This window comes from Pseudomonas lactis, from assembly GCF_001439845.1.
In the GTDB taxonomy this organism is placed as follows: Bacteria; Pseudomonadota; Gammaproteobacteria; order Pseudomonadales; family Pseudomonadaceae; genus Aquipseudomonas; species Aquipseudomonas lactis.
In genome coordinates this window covers 40,447-59,087 of sequence record NZ_JYLO01000023.1, presented here as the reverse complement: position 1 = coordinate 59,087, position 18,641 = coordinate 40,447, and the positions used below count along the sequence as shown (strand labels likewise).

The following is an 18,641-nucleotide window of genomic DNA, read 5'->3' as shown; positions in this document are numbered from 1 at the left end:
TCAAAATGTGGGAGCTGGCTTGCCTGCGATAGCATCAACGCGGTGTGACAGATAACCCGAGTTGTCTGCATCGCAGGCAAGCCAGCTCCCACAGTTTGACCCGGTTTCGTCAGTGGGCGACGCTGTGGCGGCGCACGCCTGACTCAACAGCAGGAATCTGCGCCGCCGTGCTGCCGGATGCCTGGAACACCACCAAATGCTCAGCCGCCACACGAATCCCCACCTCTGCGCCCACTTGGTGATCGGCATGGCTGGGGAAAATCGACTCCAACTGAGCGCCGGTCGGCAGCTGTAACCGGTACAGCGTTGAGGCGCCGAGGAAGGTCTTGCCGACGATCCGGGCTTTTAACGCGCTGCCCGGTGCGTAAACGATGTCATCCGGGCGCAGCAGCACGTCCACCGCAGCACCGGTCGGCAAGGTGTAGGCACGGTTGCCGCGCAGGTCACCCAGTTCGGTGCTGACCGATTCCGGCGAGTTCAGCCGGCCACGGATGAAATACCCCTGGCCGATGAAACTGGCAACGTAAGGCGTCTGCGGTTCGTGATAGAGGTTGTAGGGCGTGTCCCACTGCTCTAGCCGGCCTTCCTTGAAGACCCCGACATGATCACTGACGGCGAAGGCCTCTTCCTGGTCATGGGTCACCAGGATCGCGCTGGTGCCGCGTGCCTTGAGGATGTCGCGCACTTCATGGCTGAGTTTGCGGCGCAGCTCACCATCGAGGTTGGAAAAGGGTTCATCCAACAACAGCAGTTGCGGCTCCGGCGCCAGGGCGCGGGCCAGAGCGACACGTTGTTGCTGACCACCGGAAAGCTCATGGGGAAAGCGTTTGCCCAGGTTCTTCAAGTTGACCAGTTCCAGCAACTCGGCGACCACGCGCTCTTTTTGCGGGTGTTTGCGAATGCCAAAGGCGATGTTGTCAGCCACGCTCAGGTGCGGAAACAACGCGTAGTCCTGGAACACCATGCCGATACGACGTTTCTCCGGCGCAAGGGTGAACCCGGCACGGGAGATGACGTCGCCCGCCAGGCTGATTTCGCCTTCATGCACCGGCTCAAAGCCTGCAATCGCGCGCAGGGTTGTGGTCTTGCCGCAGCCCGAAGAGCCGAGCAGGCAACCGATATCGCCGGCGTTAAGGTGCAGGTTGAGGTTCTGCACCACACGTTGGTCTTGATAGCCGCATGCCAGATTGCGCAGGTTCAGCAGTAATGGCTGGCTCATGCGTGGTGGTACGACGGCGGGACGAGGAATTCGAGCAAGGCTTTTTGCGCATGCAGGCGGTTCTCGGCCTGATCCCACGCGACTGAGCGCGGATCGTCGAGCAGGTCCTGGCTGATTTCTTCGCCTCGGTGGGCGGGCAGGCAGTGCATGAACAGCACGTCCGGCGCGGCCAGGTCGAGCAACGCGCGGGTCACCTGGAACGGCGCGAATTGGGCCAGGCGTTTGGCGGTTTCGTCTTCCTGGCCCATGGAGGTCCAGACGTCGGTGCTCACCAGGTGCGCGCCGACCACTGCGTCTTTTGGATCGCGCAGCAGTTGCACACGGCCATCGGCCTTGGCCATGAACTCGGCGCTGGGCTCGTAGCCTTCAGGGCAGGCGATACGCAGGTGGAAGTCGAACTGGATCGCCGCTTCTATATAGCTGTTGCACATATTGTTGCCGTCGCCGATCCAGGCCACGGTCTTGCCTTGGATCGAGCCACGATGTTCGAGAAAGGTTTGCATGTCGGCCAGCAACTGGCAGGGGTGCAGGTCATCGGACAGGCCGTTGATCACGGGCACGCGGGAGTTGGCGGCAAATTCGGTCAGGGTGCTGTGGGCGAAGGTACGGATCATCACGGCGTCGAGCATGCGCGACATCACGATGGCGCAATCGCTGATCGGCTCACCACGACCCAATTGGGTGTCGCGCGGTGACAGAAAGATCGCCTGGCCACCCAGTTGGATCATGCCGGCTTCGAACGACAGGCGTGTGCGGGTCGAGGACTTTTCGAAAATCATCCCCAGTACACGGTTTTTCAAAGGCTCAAACAGTACGCCGCGGTTACGCAGGTCTTTAAGCTCAATGCCTCGACGGATCACGCTGACCAGCTCTTCGGGCGTGCAATCCATCAGGGAGAGAAAGTGCCTTGCGCTCATCATTAACTACCTTTTGCAACAGACCGCAGATACTCAAAGCCTTGTTTATTGCGACAACGGGCGAGACCTGCGGCGAAAGCCGCACGGGGCGACGAAATAGGGGAAGACGCGATATTGACATTAAATGTCGCGTTTTACCAATAGGGCTACGGCTTTAGGGGTGTTCAAGCAGGGCACTGACGCGCGTTTGAAGACGATTTCCTGACAGCAGCGAGCCATTTGTACACTGGCGTCCAGGCCTTTTGCAATGCGCGGGGGCGGGCTTGGGCCAGGTCGCATCGGTTTCAGCGCCTGTGGGCAAGGTTTTTGAAACATTTGCTCATGCTTAGCCATGGCCTGGCCTATGCCCGTCGATTCACAACGCGAAGGTTGCTGGCGCCTCAAGGGGTCGCGGCCCATAGTTGAGCCAAAGCCCCTATAAAAGAGACTGGCCATGACCACGACTCTCCACCACCGTGCCTGCCACCTGTGCGAAGCTATCTGCGGCCTCACCCTGGAAACCACCCAAGCCCAAGACGGTAGCCTGGCGATCACCTCGATCAAGGGCGACCCCTTGGACAGTTTCAGTCGCGGCCATATCTGCCCCAAGGCCGTGGCCCTGCAGGACATCCAGAACGACCCGGACCGTCTGCACCAACCCATGCGGCGGGTGGGCAGCCAATGGCAGCCGATTGCCTGGGATGAAGCCTTTGCCCTGGTGGCCGAGCGGCTCGCGGGCATCCAGGCCCGGCACGGCCAGAACGCGGTGGCGGTGTATCAGGGCAACCCCAGCGTGCATAACTATGGGTTGATGACCCACAGCAACTACTTTCTAGGGCTGTTGAAGACGCGCAATCGTTTTTCCGCGACCTCGGTAGACCAACTGCCTCATCACCTCACCAGCCACCTGATGTACGGCCACGGCCTGTTGTTGCCCATCCCCGACATCGACCAGACCGACTTCATGTTGATCCTCGGCGGCAACCCGCTGGCCTCCAATGGCAGCATCATGACCGTGCCCGATGTGGAAAAACGCCTCAAGGCCATCCAGGCGCGAGGCGGAAAAGTGGTGGTGGTCGACCCTCGGCGCAGCGAGACGGCAGCCATCGCCGACCAGCACGTGTTCGTACGCCCCGGCGGCGATGCGGCGTTGTTGTTTGGGGTGCTCAACACGTTGTTCACAGAAGGGCTGACACGCGACAGCCATTTGCCGGTGGAAGGCCTGGATGATGTACGCAAGGCGATTGCCGGCTTCGATGCCGAGGCCATGAGCCGCCAGTGTGCGGTGCCTGCCGAGCAGATCCGCCAGTTGGCCAGGGACTTCGCCGGCGCTGACAAGGCCGTTTGTTATGGCCGCATGGGGGTCTCGACCCAGGCGTTTGGCACGCTGTGCCATTGGCTGGTGCAACTGATCAACCTGGTGACCGGCAATCTGGACCGCGTCGGCGGCGCGCTCTGCACCAGCCCCGCGGTGGACCTGGTGGCCTCCACCAGCGGCGGCCATTTCAACCGCTGGCAGAGCCGCGTGTCCGGGCGTCCGGAGTACGGTGGAGAACTGCCGGTGTCGGCGCTGGCCGAAGAAATGCTGACCGAGGGTGAAGGGCAGATCCGCGCCCTGGTGACGGTGGCCGGCAACCCGGTGCTGTCCACACCTAACGGTCGCCAATTGGAGCAAGCACTGGACGGGTTGGAATTCATGGTCAGCATCGACCTGTATATCAACGAGACCACGCGTTATGCCGACCTGATCCTGCCTTCCACCTCGGCGCTGGAAAACGATCACTACGACACCACCGTCAATCTGTTTGCGGTGCGCAATGTCACGCGCTTCAATCGCGCCATCCTGCCCAAGCCTGAGGGCGCATTGCATGACTGGGAGATCTTTGTCGGCCTGGCCAAGGCATTTGCGGCGCACACTGGCGTTGCGCTTAAGCCCACCCTGCCACCGGCGCAGATGATCGACTTCGGGCTGCGTGCGGGTGCCTATGGTGACGCATCCAGTCATAAGTTATCGGTGGCGATGTTGGCAGAGCATCCCCATGGCATGGACTTGGGGCCGCTCAAGCCCAACCTCGCGGCACGTTTGAAAACCGCGGATGGCAAGGTGCAAGCAGCACCGGTCGTGATCCTCGCAGACCTGGCGCGTTTCGCCGCGCAGCCGGTGCCGATGGCCGACGAACTGTTGCTGATTGGCCGACGGCATGTGCGCAGCAATAATTCCTGGATGCATAACTATCACCGGCTGGTAAAGGGCAAGCCACGCCATCAACTGTTGATGCACCCCGACGACCTGACCCGTCGGCAGTTGAGCGATGGCCAGCGCGTGCGAGTGAGTTCGCGCACCGGCATGATCGAAGTGGAAGTGGTGGCCAGCGCGGACATGATGCCGGGTGTGGTCAGCCTGCCTCACGGCTGGGGCCACGGTCGCCCAGGCGTGCAGATGAGCATCGCGAGTAGCCAGCCGGGAGCGAGTGCCAATGACTTGACCGACGAGCGGCAATTGGATGAGTTGTCGGGTAATGCGGCGCTTAACGGCGTACCGGTGAAGGTGGCGGCGGCCTGAGCATCCCGCTGGATTTTTGCGTTACAATGCGCCACCGTGCCGACCCGTGAGTCGCAAAGTTCCTGCAGAGGTGTTCCATGGATATCATCGAAACGATCAAAGAGCAGATTGCCAACAACACCATTCTGCTTTACATGAAGGGCGCACCTAACGCGCCTCAGTGCGGTTTCTCCGCGAAAGCGTCCCAGGCCGTGATGGCATGTGGCGAGAAGTTCGCTTACGTGGATATCCTGCAAAACCCTGAAATCCGCGCCAACCTGCCAAAGTACGCCAACTGGCCGACTTTCCCGCAGCTATGGGTAGCCGGTGAGCTGGTTGGCGGTAGCGACATCATCACTGAAATGGCAGCTGATGGTTCCCTGCAAACGCTGATCAAAGGCGCAGCAGCTAAGACTGACGCCTAATAGGCGAGCAATAAAAAGCCCCGCTTCTCACAAGAGAGCGGGGCTTTTTTTGAGCTTTTCTGTAGGAGCGAGCTTGCTCGCGAAGAACGTCAACGATAACGCAGCGCGCCTGGTTTAACGCGTTGCCTGGGAGTCCTTCGCGAGCAAGCTCGCTCCTACAGTGATAACAAGCGCAGTTATTCACCCATCTGCGATTGCAGGTAATTCTCCAGGCTGACCTTGTCGATCAGGCCCAACTGGGTTTCCAGCCAGTCGATATGCTCTTCCTGGTCTTCCAGGATATCTTCCAGCAGTTCACGGCTGCCGAAATCACCCTTGGTTTCGCAGTGAGCGATGGCGGCCTTGAGGTCGCTGTGGCTCTTGCGCTCAAAGCCCAGGTCGCTGTTGATCATTTCCTGGGTGTGCTCGCCGATGTTCAGCTTGCCCAGGTCCTGCACGTTCGGCAGGCCTTCCAGGAACAGGATGCGCTTGATCAGCGCGTCGGCGTCCTTCATGGCCTTGATCGACTCTTTGTATTCACGCTTGCCGAGCTTTTCCAGGCCCCAATCGTCGTACATGCGCGCATGCAGAAAGTACTGATTGATCGCGACCAGTTCATTGGCAAGGATTTTGTTGAGTTGCTGGATGACTGAGATGTCGCCTTTCATGACTGGGGTCCTGCCCTGTAATAGCTGTGTATAGGGCGGAGTCTGAGCGGTGAAAATCCTAGTGTCAAACCTAAGTTATTGAATAATAAATGAAAATTAATCGGAATAAGAATGTTTGTGTTCCGCGTCTTGGTGCTAACTATTTGAATTGATGGCATAAAAAAACCGGACACTAGGTCCGGTTCTTCAAAAACATGCCTATTCAAGCGTGTTTAAATTCTGCTGGGTAGGGGAGCGCGGCCTGGGCTGTTTGCAGCTGCGTCAGGGTTTCCCGTACCACTTGCTTGGCCAGGCAAGCACATTTGCCACACTGGCTGGCTACGCCGGTGGTTTCACGTACTTCCTTATAGCTGCAGCAACCTTCGTAGATTGCTTCGCGGATTTGTCCGTCGGTGACGCCAGTGCAGAGGCAGACATACATAAGTGAGAACCGTCGCGGGTTTGAGGCTTAAGTGCGATGGATCTTAATGTTAACGAGAATGATTGTCAAAATAGTTTCATCCCCAATCCAGCGCACATTGACCATGCGCTGACGAACGGTTTTTTCGGTGTATGATGGTCGGTCTTTACGAAGCGTGATTGCGTCATGTTTCTGTCGATTTTCCCCGGCAGACTCGACCTGTCCTTTTACTTCAATCGTCACCCCACATCAGGAGATACCCTATGAGCGTACTCGTCGGTAAACAAGCCCCGGATTTCGACGTACCAGCCGTGCTCGGCAATGGCGAAATCGTAGACAGCTTCAAACTGTCTGAAGCCATCAAAGGCAAATACGGCCTGGTGTTCTTCTACCCGCTGGACTTCACCTTCGTCTGCCCGTCGGAGCTGATCGCCCTGGACCACCGCATGGACGATTTCAAGGCGCGTAACGTTGAAGTGGTCGCGGTTTCCATCGACTCCCACTTCACCCACAACGCCTGGCGCAACACCGCCATCAATGATGGCGGCATCGGCAAAGTCAAATACACCATGGCTGCCGACATGAAGCACGACATCGCCAAGGCCTATGACGTTGAGTCCGAAGGCGGCGTGGCGTTCCGTGGCGCGTTCCTGATCGACGACAAGGGCATTGTGCGTTCGCAGATCATCAACGACCTGCCGCTGGGCCGTAACATGGAAGAACTGATCCGCCTGGTCGACGCGCTGCAATTCCACGAAGAGCACGGCGAAGTCTGCCCTGCCAACTGGAAAAAAGGCGACAAAGGCATGAACGCTTCGCCAGAAGGCGTTGCGGCATACCTGACCGAGAACGCTGGCAAGCTGTAAGCCAACGTCGTGGTATTAAAAAACCGGCCTGTGAAGGCCGGTTTTTTTGTGGGTGGGGACTTGCTCCCGTGACGGCCTGACAGCCTACGCTGGTCTACCTGACACCCCACAATCCAACTGTGGGAGCTGGCTTGCCTGCGATGGCGGCCTACCAGCCAACACTTCTCTACCTGACACCCCACAATCCAACTGTGGGAGCGGGCTTGCTCGCGAAGGCGGCCTGGCAGTCAACACAGTTGGATTGTGTGCATATCCACTGCTGCGGTAACGGCCACTTAGGGTTCCGCCCTGACGGCGGCTCACTTTCGAAAAGCCGGAATGCCGGCCCAGACAAAAGTAAGCAAAACGCTCTTGCCCCACCACTCGGCACCTCGCTTAGGCTCGGTGTGCCCGAACGCAGGCTTGAATCCGTGGGCCACGAATTCAAGCCTGCGTTCGGCCAGCGTGGTTTAACGGGGCGCCTGAGATCAAGATCATAAGCAGATCAAGATCAAGAGCGGCTCGCTTCGCATCGTGGTTAGCGTCTGCTGCGACAACCTACAAAATTGTGTAGGTACCTATGCTCATCGGGGCTCAGTCGTTGAAGTCTTCCCAGCCACCCATCTGTTTCCAGCGATTGACGATGCCGCAGAACAGCTCGGCGGTCTTCTCGGTGTCGTAGCGGGCCGAGTGGGCTTCACGCCCGTCAAAGTCGATACCGGCTGCCTGGCAGGCTTTGGCCAGAACGGTCTGACCGTAGGCCAGGCCGGCAAGGGTGGCGGTGTCGAAGCTGGAGAACGGGTGAAATGGGTTGCGCTTCATGTCCAGCCGCGCCACGGCGGCGTTCAGGAAACCCAGGTCGAAACTGCTGTTGTGGCCGACCAGGATTGCGCGTTTGCAGCCATTGGCCTTCAACGCCTTGCGCACGCCACGGAAGATATCGGTCAGCGCCGCTTCTTCACTCACCGCCATGCGCAGGGGGTGGTCGAGCTTGATCCCGGTGAACTCCAGGGCAGCGGCTTCGATATTGGCGCCTTCGAAGGGTTCTACGCGAAAGAAATGCGTGTGCTCCGGGTACACAAAGCCTTGTTCGTCCATGCCGATGGTGGTTGCGGCAATTTCCAGCAAGGCATCGGTGGCGCAGTTGAAACCACCGGTTTCTACGTCGATGACGACCGGCAGATAGCCGCGAAAACGCTCGGCCATCGGATGGCGCGAGCCGCCACCGCCGTGCTCTTGTTCGTCGTCGTAATGATCTTCACTCACTTGCTTTCCTCCAGCAGGCGCCAGCGCAGTGTTTCACCGGCGCGCAGCGGGATAACGGTCAGCTCGCCAAACGGCAGGCTGGCAGGGGCGGTCCAGTCTTCACGAACCAGGGTAATGCGGTCGGTATTCGCCGGCAGGCTGTAGAAACGCGGGCCGTTGAGGCTGGCAAAACCTTCGAGCTTGTCCAGCGCGTTACGCTGTTCGAATGCTTCGGCGTACAACTCGATGGCGGCAAACGCGGTGTAGCAGCCGGCGCAGCCGCATGCGGCTTCCTTGGCGTGCTGGGCGTGGGGCGCCGAGTCGGTACCGAGGAAGAATTTCGGGCTGCCGCTGGTGGCGGCATCCAGCAGGGCTACCTGATGGGTGTTGCGCTTGAGGATCGGCAGGCAGTAGAAGTGCGGCCGAATCCCGCCCACCAGCATGTGGTTGCGGTTGTAGAGCAGGTGATGGGCCGTGATGGTCGCGCCAACGTTGGCTGACGCTTCGCTGACGAACTGCACCGCATCGGCGGTGGTGATGTGTTCAAACACCACTTTGAGCGTCGGGAACAACTCGACCACACGCCGCATGTGTTCATCGATGAAGATTTTTTCGCGATCGAACACATCCACGTCGCCACGGGTGACTTCCCCGTGGATCAGCAATGGCATGCCGACCTCCGCCATGGCTTCGATCGCCGGCAAGATCTTGTCGATACTGGTTACACCGGAATCGGAGTTGGTGGTCGCACCTGCCGGGTACAGCTTGGCGGCGTGCACATAACCGCTGGCCTTGGCTTCACGGATTTCTTCAGGCTGGGTGCGGTCGGTCAGGTAGAGCACCATCAACGGTTCGAAGCGGCTGCCGGCCGGTCGTGCAGCGAGGATGCGCTGGCGATAGGCGTCGGCTTCTGCGGCATTGCGCACCGGAGGTACCAGGTTAGGCATGATGATGGCACGGCCAAACGTGCGGGCCACATCGGCCACGGTTTGGGGTAACGCAGCACCATCGCGAAGATGAATATGCCAGTCGTCGGGACGCAGCAGGGTCAGGCGGTCGGACATTGGGGATTCCAGGCGGGTCAATCTGGTGGGAATGCTACCGGAAAAGACTCTTGCAGGCACTCGCTATCAAGTTTTGCCGGATGCTACCGATATCTCCGGGTATGCCTTAACGATGTATGACGCTGTGAAGTGTTGTAGAAACCCATGGAGCCTCCCGTGCGCCAGTATTATCTAGCTCTGCTCAGTGTGTTCGCCAGCCTGCCTGCGGCGGCCCTCACGTTCCAGACACGTCTGGAGAATATTGAGTGGAAGGTAGAGGGCGATCAGTTCGAGTGCCGCTTGACCCAGCCGATCACCGATTTCGGTTCCGGTGAATTCGTACGCCGGGCCGGCGAACAGGCGACGTTTCGTCTGAAAACCTATGGCAGCAGCCTCGGCGCCGGCTCGGCAACCCTGTTGGCCGCTGCGGCGCCGTGGCAACCGGGCCGAGGTGATATCAACCTTGGGGCCGTGCGTGTCGGCAGCGGCGACGTGCTGTTCAATAGCTCCCAGGCCCAGGCCGGTCGCCTATTCACCGGCTTGCTCGAAGGGCGCAGCCCGACGGTGCGGCATTACGGGCGTGAAGGTGGTTACTCGGAAATTCGCCTGCTGCCGGTGAAGTTCAACAAGGCCTATAACGATTATCAGCTGTGCACCACCAAGCTGCTGCCCATGAATTACGACCAGGTCAAACAGACCGAAGTGGGCTTCCCCGGTGGCGGCATTGAGCTGGACGCGGCGGCCAAGAAGAAGTTGTCCGTGATCCTAGCCTTCATGAAAGCCGATCCCACGGTCAATCATGTCGAGTTGAACGGCCATTCGGACAACAGTGGCAACCGTCTGACCAACCGCGACGTGTCCCGCCGCCGTGCCCTGGCGGTGATGGACTACTTCAAGGCCAACGGCATCCAGGAATCGCAGATCACGATGCGCTTCCATGGCGAAAGCTACCCCTTGGCGCCCAACACCAATGCCGCCAACCGTGCGCGTAACCGTCGTGTGAATATTCAGCTTGAGCGCGTGGCTACGCCTGAGAAACCGGCGCCCCAGGCCACTGCGCCGAGCAACCCGGCGGCGACCTCATAAGAGGCGACCATCGGTCGCCCACTCGACATAATCTGTCGCTTTATCTTCATTTGCTGTCGCGCCCCTGTAATTTCGCGGTTTTGATCGGTAGAATCGTCGCCTTTCCGTACAACCCCGTGGAGTGATGGCATGGCCGACGTAAACAAGGTCGTTCTCGCGTATTCCGGCGGCCTGGACACTTCGGTGATCCTCAAGTGGCTGCAGGATACTTATAACTGTGAAGTGGTGACCTTCACCGCTGACCTGGGTCAGGGCGAAGAGGTCGAACCTGCACGTGCCAAGGCGCAAGCCATGGGCGTGAAAGAGATCTACATTGACGACCTGCGCGAAGAGTTCGTCCGCGATTTCGTTTTCCCGATGTTTCGCGCCAACACTGTCTATGAAGGTGAGTACCTGCTGGGTACCTCCATCGCCCGTCCGCTGATCGCCAAGCGCCTGATCGAGATCGCCAACGAAACCGGTGCCGACGCCATTTCCCACGGCGCCACCGGCAAGGGCAACGATCAGGTCCGTTTCGAACTGGGTGCCTACGCACTCAAGCCAGGCGTGAAAGTCATTGCGCCGTGGCGTGAGTGGGACCTGTTGTCCCGTGAAAAGCTGATGGATTACGCTGAAAAGCACGCCATCCCGATCGAGCGTCATGGCAAGAAGAAGTCGCCGTACTCGATGGACGCAAACCTGCTGCACATTTCCTATGAAGGCGGCGTGCTGGAAGACACCTGGACCGAGCACGAAGAAGACATGTGGAAATGGACCGTCTCCCCGGAGAACGCTCCAGACAAGGCGCAGTACCTGGAACTGACTTACCGCAACGGCGATATCGTCGCGCTGGACGGCGTTGAAATGACCCCGGCCACCGTATTGGCGACCCTGAACCGTATCGGCGGCCAGCATGGTATCGGCCGTCTCGACATCGTCGAGAACCGTTACGTGGGCATGAAGTCCCGTGGCTGCTACGAAACCCCAGGCGGCACCATCATGTTGCGCGCGCACCGCGCCATCGAATCCATCACCCTGGACCGCGAAGTCGCTCACCTCAAAGACGAGCTGATGCCCAAGTACGCCAGCCTGATCTACACCGGTTACTGGTGGAGCCCAGAGCGTCTGATGCTGCAACAGATGATCGACGCCTCCCAGGCTCACGTGAACGGTGTCGTACGCCTGAAGCTGTACAAGGGCAACGTGATTGTCACCGGTCGCAAGTCCGATGAGTCGCTGTTCGACTCCAACATCGCCACCTTCGAAGAAGACGGCGGTGCCTACAATCAGGCCGACGCGGCAGGCTTCATCAAGTTGAACGCACTGCGCATGCGCATTGCTGCCAACAAGGGCCGCTCGTTGTTCTGAGTCGCGCGCCTGTTGTGAAAAATGGCCTCTTGCGCAAGGGGCCATTTTTTTTGCCTGGGTTTTTATGGGCGCTTTAAAAACAGAGCCGTGTATTAATGTTTAGCCTGTGTTTAAGGATTTTTTCGTAACTGGCGCAATTATTTTCCGGTTTTGTCATTTGTTTTTAAGTCTGAATGATTTTTTACATCTGAGGAGGAACTATGTCTGACAGAAAATTCACTCATGTAGTTGCAATGGATATGTGAATTGTTGAATTTTCTGTAGGAATTTTGGAAGTGCTGAAATATGTTAAATGGAACTAATGGGAACGGTTGTTCCGGATTGATTTGTGCGCGTCACGGCGACAAGCAAGGGGCATTTCCTGAAAGTGTTGTGCGGCACGTTTACTTTCAGGGGCTAATGGGCACGATATTTCACTCAAAATATGTACGCGTCGAGAAAGGTCTGAAAGCAGCCATAAAGCTCTATGCATCTAAGTTGGCGATTTTTTGTAGGTTAATTCCTATCTTCTTGTGGGTTGGGTCTCTGCCTGCTCTCGTTCGGGGGGGAATGCTATGCCAACTAGTAATCGACTAGGCTATTGTGTTTGCTCTAAATAATTCGAACAGCGAAATTGGACTTTCTCATGAATAAAGTGCTGATCGTGGATGATCATCCCGTCATTCGTCTTGCTGTGCGCATGCTAATGGAGCGTCATGGTTATGAGGTCGTTGCCGAGACTGATAACGGTGTCGATGCGTTGCAACTTGCACGGGAACATATGCCGGATATTGTGATACTGGATATCGGAATCCCCAAGCTTGACGGCCTGGAAGTTATTTGTCGGCTGGCATCAACCAAGCAAGCCGTCTCGTTCAAGGTGCTGGTGCTGACGTCCCAGGCCCCCGGCCATTTTTCCATGCGCTGCATGCAGGCGGGGGCCGCCGGCTATGTGTGCAAGCAGCAGGATCTGACAGAGTTGCTCAGTGCCATCAAGGCGGTGCTTTCCGGCTATAGCTATTTCCCGAACCAGGCGCTCAATTCGGTACGCTCAACCATGGGCAATGCCAGTGAAGCCGACATGGTCGAACGCTTATCGGGGCGGGAGATGATGGTGCTGCAGCAGCTGGCCCGTGGTAAAACCAACAAGGAGATTGCCGATGGCATGTTCCTCAGCAACAAAACCGTCAGTACCTACAAGACGCGCTTGCTGCTCAAGCTCAATGCCCGGTCCCTTGTGGACCTGATCGAACTGGCCCAGCGCAACGGCCTGGTTTAGGAGGATATTGCACCCCTTGAATACCCGTGTAACCGGCAGAAAAAAGCCTCCGTCAGGGAGGCTTCCGGCCGCCAACGGCTCGATCAGAAATCGAAGTCGTAATCGGCCAGCTGTTTTTGCAAGCGTCGCTCTTCCAGAAGATTGTCGATAGTGCGGCGTTTGCTCAAATTGGTCTTGGCCACCTCTGCCACCGGTGCCTCTACCACATCGTCATCCGACTCAACGAGGTCGTCTTCCACTTCCAGTTGTTCGTTGCCAGCGCTCATAAGGTCAACTCCAGGCTAAGACTGCCGTTGGGGCTCCTTATAGCGATAATCCGCGGACGGGTAAAAAAGATTTTTTCAATCGTCTGATCACAAAAACCAATGATCGCTCAATCGTCGGAGGTTTTGTCCTTGTATTCGCACAAGTCTTCGATACGGCAGCTCCCACAGCGCGGCTTGCGGGCCTGGCAAACGTAGCGTCCGTGCAGGATCAGCCAATGATGGGAGTCGAGCAAATAGGGCTTGGGCACGAACTTCATCAACTGCTTTTCTACCTCAACCACATTCTTGCCCCGTGCAATGCCGGTTCGGTTGCTGACGCGGAAAATGTGCGTGTCCACCGCCATGGTCAACTGCCGGAATGCCGTATTGAGCACCACGTTCGCCGTTTTGCGGCCCACGCCTGGCAAGGCTTCCAGGGCTTCGCGGGTTTGTGGCACCTCCCCCCCATGCAGCTCCAACAGCAGGCGGCATGTTTCGATCACATTCTTGGCCTTGCTGTTATACAGGCCGATGGTCTTGATGTATTCGGACAGGCCTTCCACACCCAGGGCGTAAATCGCGGCGGGTGTATTGGCCACGGGGTACAACTTCGCCGTGGCCTTGTTGACGCCAACGTCCGTGGATTGAGCCGAGAGGATCACCGCAATCAGTAACTCGAACGGTGAGGAGTAGGCCAATTCGGTTTTCGGTTCCGGATTGTCTTCGTGAAACCTGCGGAAAATTTCCAGGCGTTTTGCGGCATTCATAGGGGCAGGCGTTTCCTTGCAGGCGGTCGGCGTGATGTTAGCAATACACAGTGCAGTGGGTCAGCCGTTGGCCTCGGCATCCTGCAGCGTTTGCTCGGCGGCGTTCAATGCGGCTTTCAAGGTTGCGATTTCATGCGCATCAGCTTGCTGATCCTGAGCCTTTTTCAACGCAGCCCGGCGCATGGCCAACTGGATCTTTGCGCGCTTGAACTCGGTGCTTTTAGCGGCCGTCTTTGGTGGCTGCGGTGAGCTGTTGGCCTCCAGTGCGGCAAGCGCCTGCTCGGATGCCTCGAACTGTTGCTGCAGCATAATCAATTGCGACTGTTGCTCAAAGGTCGGCGGATGCCCAAACGCTTTCAAGGATTTGTGCAACTGCGCGCGACTCATGGCGACGCTGCTTTTGGCCTGCTTGATCGCGGCGTCCTGAGCAGCCTGAGGGTGATCGACCGGTGCCACCTCCATCGGCGCTGTGCGCTTGGCTCGTGCCAGGCGTTCGGCGAGCTTGCAAGCCTCTTCACGTTGCAGGCGGGCGTTACGTTGTTCATAGCGCCGCCGCGCCCGGTCGCGTTTGAGGTCGCGTGCACGCCGTTCATCATCGTTGCTGGCCAAGTCACCGACGATAGGCAGAACGTCAGCAAGCGGACGCATCTCGATACAGTCGACAGGGCAGGGCGCAACACACAGATCGCAACCGGTGCACTCGTCGACAATCACGGTGTGCATCAGCTTGGCGGCACCCACAATGGCATCCACCGGGCAGGCCTGGATGCATTTGGTACAACCGATGCATTCGGCCTCGCGGATATAGGCGACTTGCGCAGGCGCATCTCCACGGCTCGTGTCCAGGTCCAGTACCGGCAGGCGCAGCAGTTGTGCAAGCCCGACGATGGTTTCCTGCCCGCCGGGCGGGCACTTGTTGATGGCTTCGCCTTTAGCGATGCCTTCTGCGTAAGGTTTGCAACCCGGGTGCCCGCACTTGCCGCATTGAGTCTGCGGCAGCAGCGCGTCGATACGTTGAATGAGGTTCATGCTGTGATCATAGCGTTGACGCCCGGCCCAGGGAGAAGGGCAAGCTGAGAGGCCCCGCCGTAGCAACAGCGGGGCATTTTTCAGAGGTTACTTGATGCGTTGGCCCGGCTTCGCGCCGCTGTCCGGGCTCAGCAGGTAGATTTCTTCGCCGCCAGGGCCGGCCGCCATCACCATGCCTTCGGAAATGCCGAACTTCATTTTCCGTGGCTTGAGGTTGGCGATCATCATGGTCAGGCGACCATCGAGCTTGGACGGGTCCGGGTAAGCGCTCTTGATGCCGGAAAACACGTTGCGCTGTTCGTCGCCGATATCCAGCGTTAGGCGCAGCAGCTTGTCGGCGCCTTCCACGGCTTCGGCCTTGATGATCAGCGCCACGCGCAAATCCACGGCGGCAAAGGCGTCGAAATCGATTTCCGGGGAAATCGGGTCCTTGGCCAGCTCGCCATTGCCCGCCGGCGCGGATTGGCCGGTATCGGTCTGGCTGGCGACCAGGTCTTCTTTCGAAGCGTCGGTCATGGCCTGGACTTTCACCGGGTCAATACGGGTCATCAAGGGCTTGAACGCGTTCAACTGATGATTACCGAGCAAGGTGGTGTGATCGTTCCAGCTCAACGGCGCCACATTGAGGAACGCCTCGGCATCGGCGGCCAGCAACGGCAGCACCGGCTTGAGGAAGATCACCAACTGACGGAACAGGTTGACCCCGGTGGCGCAGATAGCCTGGACTTCAGCTTCCTTGCCTTCCTGCTTGTTCAGGGACCAAGGCGCCTTGTCGGCGATCCAGGCGTTGGCGCGGTCGGCCAGGCCCATGATCTCGCGCATGGCGCGGGCAAAGTCGCGGGCTTCATAAGCGTCGGCGATGCTCGGTGCGGCGGCCAGGAAGGCGTCGGTCAACTCCGGTGCGGCGTTCTCGGCTACCAGTACACCGGCGTTGCCCTTGTGGATAAACCCGGCACAACGGCTGGCGATGTTGACGACTTTGCCCACCAGGTCCGAGTTGACCTTCTGTACGAAGTCTTCCAGGTTCAGGTCCAGGTCGTCCACACCACGGCCCAGCTTGGACGCGTAGTAATAGCGCAGGTATTCCGGCGACAGGTGGTCCAGGTAGGTGCGCGCCTTGATAAAGGTGCCACGGGACTTGGACATTTTCTGGCCGTTGACCGTCAGGTAGCCGTGCACGGCGATGCCGGTCGGCTTGCGGTAGCCAGAGCCTTCAAGCATTGCCGGCCAGAACAGCGCGTGGAAGTTGACGATGTCCTTGCCGATGAAGTGGTACAGCTCGGCGGTGGAGTCCTTGCCCCAGAACGCGTCGAAGTCCAACTCCGGGGTGCGATCGCACAGGTTCTTGAAGCTGGCCATGTAGCCGATCGGCGCGTCCAGCCATACATAGAAATACTTACCCGGCTCGCCGGGAATCTCGAAGCCGAAGTACGGCGCGTCGCGGGAGATGTCCCACTGCTGCAGGCCACTGTCGAGCCATTCGGAGAGTTTGTTGGCCACGGCGTCCTGTAAGGTGCCGCTGCGCGTCCAGGTTTGCAGCATTTGCTGGAAATCCGGCAGCTTGAAGAAGAAGTGCTGCGAGTCCTTGAGTACCGGCGTGGCGCCGGAGATCGCTGATTTGGGATCCTTCAAATCGGTGGGTGCGTAGGTCGCGCCGCATTTTTCGCAGTTGTCGCCGTACTGGTCTTCGGTGCCGCATTTCGGGCAGGTGCCCTTGATGAAACGGTCGGCCAGGAACATTTTCTTTTCCGGGTCGAAATACTGGGTCACCGAACGTTGGTCGATGTGCCCGGCTTCCTTCAACCGCAGGTAGATCTGGCTCGACAGCTCGCGGTTTTCTTCGGAGTGGGTCGAGTGGAAATTGTCGAAGTCCACCAGGAACTCGGCAAAGTCGGCGCTGTGTTCAGCCTGCACATTGGCGATCAGTTGTTCCGGGGTGATGCCTTCCTTTTCGGCGCGCAACATGATGGCCGAACCGTGGGCGTCGTCCGCGCAGACATAAATGCATTGATTGCCGCGATGCTTCTGGAAGCGCACCCACATATCGGTCTGGATGTACTCAAGCATATGGCCAAGATGGATCGAACCATTGGCATAGGGCAGGGCGCTGGTGACGAGGATCTTGCGTGGCTCGGACATGGGGCTCGGCTACTTGATGAAACGGAGGTCGGCCACTATAAAGCGCCGGGAAATTTATTTCACCCCGTGACGCTGTTTCAGAATCTTCCGTACTTTCGAAAGCATGCCGTTCGGCGGCTGGAACGGTTAGGATAGCCGCCTGTTTCAGTCAGTCTTTTTTTCGGGAGTAGCCCATGAGCGCCGTCAATCGCGCAGCGGTGGAAGCCGTTCTTCGCCAGTACACCGACCCCTATTTGAACCAGGACCCGGTCAGTGCCGGCTGTGTGCGTGCCATCGAGGTCCAGGGCGACCAGGTGTCGGTGCAGTTGCAACTGGGTTATGCCGCGGGTCTGTTCAAAAGCGGTTGGGCACAGATGCTGCAAATGGCCATCGAGGGCCTCGACGGTGTGGGTTCGGCCAAGGTCGACATCCAATGCGTGATCGCGCCGCACAAGGCCCAGGCGCAGATCCCGGGCCTGGCCAACGTCAAGAATGTGGTGGCGGTGGCGTCCGGCAAGGGCGGCGTGGGTAAATCCACCACCGCGGCCAACCTGGCCCTGGCCCTGGCGCGGGAAGGTGCGCGCGTGGGCATTCTCGATGCCGACATCTACGGGCCGAGCCAGGGCGTGATGTTCGGCATCGCCGAAGGCACACGGCCGAAGGTCAAGGATCAGAAATGGTTTGTGCCCATCGAGTCGCTGGGTGTGGAAGTGATGTCCATGGCGTTTCTCACCGATGACAACACGCCGATGGTCTGGCGCGGGCCGATGGTCTCCGGCGCGTTGCTGCAATTGGTCACACAAACGGCGTGGGGTGACCTCGACTACCTGGTGATCGACATGCCGCCAGGCACCGGTGACATCCAGTTGACCCTGGCGCAGAAAGTGCCGGTGGCCGGTGCGGTGATCGTCACCACGCCTCAGGACCTGGCGTTGCTGGACGCCAGGAAAGGTGTGGAGATGTTCCGCAAGGTCAACATCCCGGTGCTGGGCGTGGTGGAAAACATGGCGGTGCATATCTGTTCCAACTGCGGGCATGCCGAGCATCTGTTCGGTGAGGGCGGGGGCGAGAAGCTCGCTACTCAGTATGGCGTTGAACTGCTGGCATCGTTGCCATTGGCGATGGAGATTCGTGAGCAGGCCGATGGTGGCAAACCTACCGTCGCGGCCGAGGCTGATGGGCAGATTGCGATGATCTATCAGGAGTTGGCCCGTCATGTCGGTGCGCGGATTGTCTTGCAGGAAGCGACGGCACCGGCGATGCCGACCATTACCGTGAGCGACGATTGATTAGGCTTTAACGGTTACGCGAAAAGCCTGACGCCCAGTGTGGCTTTCGGGTTTTTCGCGAGCAAGCTCGCTCCTACAGGTGGGGGCCAATAGGGCTTGTTGCTACTTTACGCAATGCGCGTGTAAGCATTCGCTTACTTTTTCGTAAGTGTTTGGTTTTTTTAGCGGTTGCGTACGTCTTAAATTGACGAAGCTATTATCTATCCTTTTGAAAAATAACGATTATTTTCATGCCGGCGA

17 protein-coding genes are annotated in these 18,641 nt (G+C 58.6%); 7 read left to right on the top strand and 10 right to left on the bottom strand.

The genetic code is table 11. The features are described from left to right. Positions 1-109: 109 nt before the first annotated feature. Together TX24_RS29310 and argF are read right to left on the bottom strand one after the other, a co-directional pair. The gene (locus TX24_RS29310) at positions 110-1,219 is read right to left on the bottom strand and encodes an ABC transporter ATP-binding protein (protein WP_034135818.1); all 1,110 of its coding nucleotides are present in this window, start codon (positions 1,217-1,219) and stop codon (positions 110-112) included. Then, complete coding sequence (gene argF / locus TX24_RS29305; RefSeq protein ID WP_003188973.1) at positions 1,216-2,136, bottom strand: ornithine carbamoyltransferase; 921 nt, start codon at positions 2,134-2,136, stop codon at positions 1,216-1,218. Before argF ends, TX24_RS29310 begins: the two co-directional genes overlap by 4 nt. 433 nt (positions 2,137-2,569) lie before the next feature. Between argF and TX24_RS29300 the strand changes: the two genes are divergently transcribed. Together TX24_RS29300 and grxD are read left to right on the top strand one after the other, a co-directional pair. Then, positions 2,570-4,678, top strand: coding sequence for a molybdopterin oxidoreductase family protein (locus TX24_RS29300; protein ID WP_057712007.1), 2,109 nt, complete (start codon positions 2,570-2,572; stop codon positions 4,676-4,678). A gap of 77 nt (positions 4,679-4,755) precedes the next feature. Beyond that, complete coding sequence (gene grxD, locus TX24_RS29295; protein ID WP_003188975.1) at positions 4,756-5,082, top strand: Grx4 family monothiol glutaredoxin; 327 nt, start codon at positions 4,756-4,758, stop codon at positions 5,080-5,082. A gap of 176 nt (positions 5,083-5,258) precedes the next feature. Here the strand turns inward: grxD and bfr are convergent, their stop codons facing one another. Together bfr and TX24_RS29285 are read right to left on the bottom strand one after the other, a co-directional pair. After that, positions 5,259-5,729 carry a bacterioferritin gene (bfr, locus tag TX24_RS29290; protein ID WP_003188976.1) on the bottom strand — a complete coding sequence of 157 codons (471 nt, stop codon included), beginning with the start codon at positions 5,727-5,729 and terminating at the stop codon, positions 5,259-5,261. Positions 5,730-5,931: 202 nt separating this feature from the next. Further along, the gene (locus TX24_RS29285; protein WP_003188977.1) at positions 5,932-6,150 is read right to left on the bottom strand and encodes a bacterioferritin-associated ferredoxin; all 219 of its coding nucleotides are present in this window, start codon (positions 6,148-6,150) and stop codon (positions 5,932-5,934) included. A 242-nt stretch (positions 6,151-6,392) separates the two neighbouring features. Between TX24_RS29285 and TX24_RS29280 the strand changes: the two genes are divergently transcribed. Further along, complete coding sequence (locus TX24_RS29280) at positions 6,393-6,995, top strand: peroxiredoxin (RefSeq protein WP_003188979.1); 603 nt, start codon at positions 6,393-6,395, stop codon at positions 6,993-6,995. Between the two features lie 573 nt (positions 6,996-7,568). Here TX24_RS29280 and rnt read toward each other — a convergent pair. Continuing rightward, entirely contained in the window at positions 7,569-8,240 is a 672-nt protein-coding gene (rnt, locus tag TX24_RS29275) for a ribonuclease T (RefSeq protein ID WP_003188980.1), read from the bottom strand. Further along, positions 8,237-9,283, bottom strand: a complete 1,047-nt coding sequence (gene pyrC, locus TX24_RS29270; RefSeq protein WP_057712006.1) for a dihydroorotase — start codon at positions 9,281-9,283, stop codon at positions 8,237-8,239. The genes rnt and pyrC overlap by 4 nt, the downstream gene beginning before the upstream one ends. 156 nt (positions 9,284-9,439) lie before the next feature. On the opposite strand from pyrC, the gene TX24_RS29265 reads away from it, so the two are divergent. The 3 genes from TX24_RS29265 (at position 9,440) to TX24_RS29255 (ending at position 12,953) form a co-directional block, all read left to right on the top strand. Then, a complete protein-coding gene (locus TX24_RS29265; RefSeq protein ID WP_003188982.1) occupies positions 9,440-10,348 on the top strand; it encodes a flagellar protein MotY in 909 nt (302 codons plus the stop codon). A 129-nt stretch (positions 10,349-10,477) separates the two neighbouring features. Then, positions 10,478-11,695 (top strand): argininosuccinate synthase, encoded by a 1,218-nt coding sequence (locus TX24_RS29260; RefSeq protein ID WP_003188984.1) that lies wholly within the window; start codon positions 10,478-10,480, stop codon positions 11,693-11,695. Between the two features lie 625 nt (positions 11,696-12,320). Beyond that, positions 12,321-12,953, top strand: coding sequence for a response regulator transcription factor (locus TX24_RS29255; RefSeq protein WP_003188986.1), 633 nt, complete (start codon positions 12,321-12,323; stop codon positions 12,951-12,953). An 83-nt stretch (positions 12,954-13,036) separates the two neighbouring features. Here TX24_RS29255 and TX24_RS29250 read toward each other — a convergent pair whose 3' ends face one another. The 4 genes from TX24_RS29250 to metG all read right to left on the bottom strand — a co-directional run bounded on the left by TX24_RS29250 (position 13,037) and on the right by metG (position 17,133). Further along, positions 13,037-13,219 (bottom strand): PA3496 family putative envelope integrity protein, encoded by a 183-nt coding sequence (locus tag TX24_RS29250; RefSeq protein WP_003188987.1) that lies wholly within the window; start codon positions 13,217-13,219, stop codon positions 13,037-13,039. A gap of 107 nt (positions 13,220-13,326) precedes the next feature. Continuing rightward, the gene (nth, locus tag TX24_RS29245) at positions 13,327-13,965 is read right to left on the bottom strand and encodes an endonuclease III (RefSeq protein ID WP_003188989.1); all 639 of its coding nucleotides are present in this window, start codon (positions 13,963-13,965) and stop codon (positions 13,327-13,329) included. A gap of 60 nt (positions 13,966-14,025) precedes the next feature. Then, complete coding sequence (rsxB, locus tag TX24_RS29240) at positions 14,026-14,994, bottom strand: electron transport complex subunit RsxB (protein ID WP_057712005.1); 969 nt, start codon at positions 14,992-14,994, stop codon at positions 14,026-14,028. A gap of 87 nt (positions 14,995-15,081) precedes the next feature. Continuing rightward, complete coding sequence (gene metG / locus TX24_RS29235) at positions 15,082-17,133, bottom strand: methionine--tRNA ligase (RefSeq protein ID WP_034135813.1); 2,052 nt, start codon at positions 17,131-17,133, stop codon at positions 15,082-15,084. A gap of 173 nt (positions 17,134-17,306) precedes the next feature. Between metG and apbC the strand changes: the two genes are divergently transcribed. Then, the gene (gene apbC, locus TX24_RS29230; protein WP_034135812.1) at positions 17,307-18,401 is read left to right on the top strand and encodes an iron-sulfur cluster carrier protein ApbC; all 1,095 of its coding nucleotides are present in this window, start codon (positions 17,307-17,309) and stop codon (positions 18,399-18,401) included. Positions 18,402-18,641: the final 240 nt, after the last annotated feature.

Excerpts from the sequence above, each read along its gene's own strand:
- TX24_RS29260 (WP_003188984.1), top strand. The coding sequence starts at position 10,478 with ATGGCCGACGTAAACAAGGTCGTTCTCGCGTATTCCGGCGGCCTGGAC.
- apbC (WP_034135812.1), top strand. The coding sequence starts at position 17,307 with ATGAGCGCCGTCAATCGCGCAGCGGTGGAAGCCGTTCTTCGCCAGTAC.
- metG (WP_034135813.1), bottom strand. The coding sequence starts at position 17,133 with ATGTCCGAGCCACGCAAGATCCTCGTCACCAGCGCCCTGCCCTATGCC.
- TX24_RS29285 (WP_003188977.1), bottom strand. The coding sequence starts at position 6,150 with ATGTATGTCTGCCTCTGCACTGGCGTCACCGACGGACAAATCCGCGAA.
- TX24_RS29255 (WP_003188986.1), top strand. The coding sequence starts at position 12,321 with ATGAATAAAGTGCTGATCGTGGATGATCATCCCGTCATTCGTCTTGCT.
- rsxB (WP_057712005.1), bottom strand. The coding sequence starts at position 14,994 with ATGAACCTCATTCAACGTATCGACGCGCTGCTGCCGCAGACTCAATGC.
- TX24_RS29310 (WP_034135818.1), bottom strand. The coding sequence starts at position 1,219 with ATGAGCCAGCCATTACTGCTGAACCTGCGCAATCTGGCATGCGGCTAT.
- TX24_RS29280 (WP_003188979.1), top strand. The coding sequence starts at position 6,393 with ATGAGCGTACTCGTCGGTAAACAAGCCCCGGATTTCGACGTACCAGCC.
- nth (WP_003188989.1), bottom strand. The coding sequence starts at position 13,965 with ATGAATGCCGCAAAACGCCTGGAAATTTTCCGCAGGTTTCACGAAGAC.
- TX24_RS29300 (WP_057712007.1), top strand. The coding sequence starts at position 2,570 with ATGACCACGACTCTCCACCACCGTGCCTGCCACCTGTGCGAAGCTATC.
- grxD (WP_003188975.1), top strand. The coding sequence starts at position 4,756 with ATGGATATCATCGAAACGATCAAAGAGCAGATTGCCAACAACACCATT.
- TX24_RS29250 (WP_003188987.1), bottom strand. The coding sequence starts at position 13,219 with ATGAGCGCTGGCAACGAACAACTGGAAGTGGAAGACGACCTCGTTGAG.
- bfr (WP_003188976.1), bottom strand. The coding sequence starts at position 5,729 with ATGAAAGGCGACATCTCAGTCATCCAGCAACTCAACAAAATCCTTGCC.
- argF (WP_003188973.1), bottom strand. The coding sequence starts at position 2,136 with ATGAGCGCAAGGCACTTTCTCTCCCTGATGGATTGCACGCCCGAAGAG.
- pyrC (WP_057712006.1), bottom strand. The coding sequence starts at position 9,283 with ATGTCCGACCGCCTGACCCTGCTGCGTCCCGACGACTGGCATATTCAT.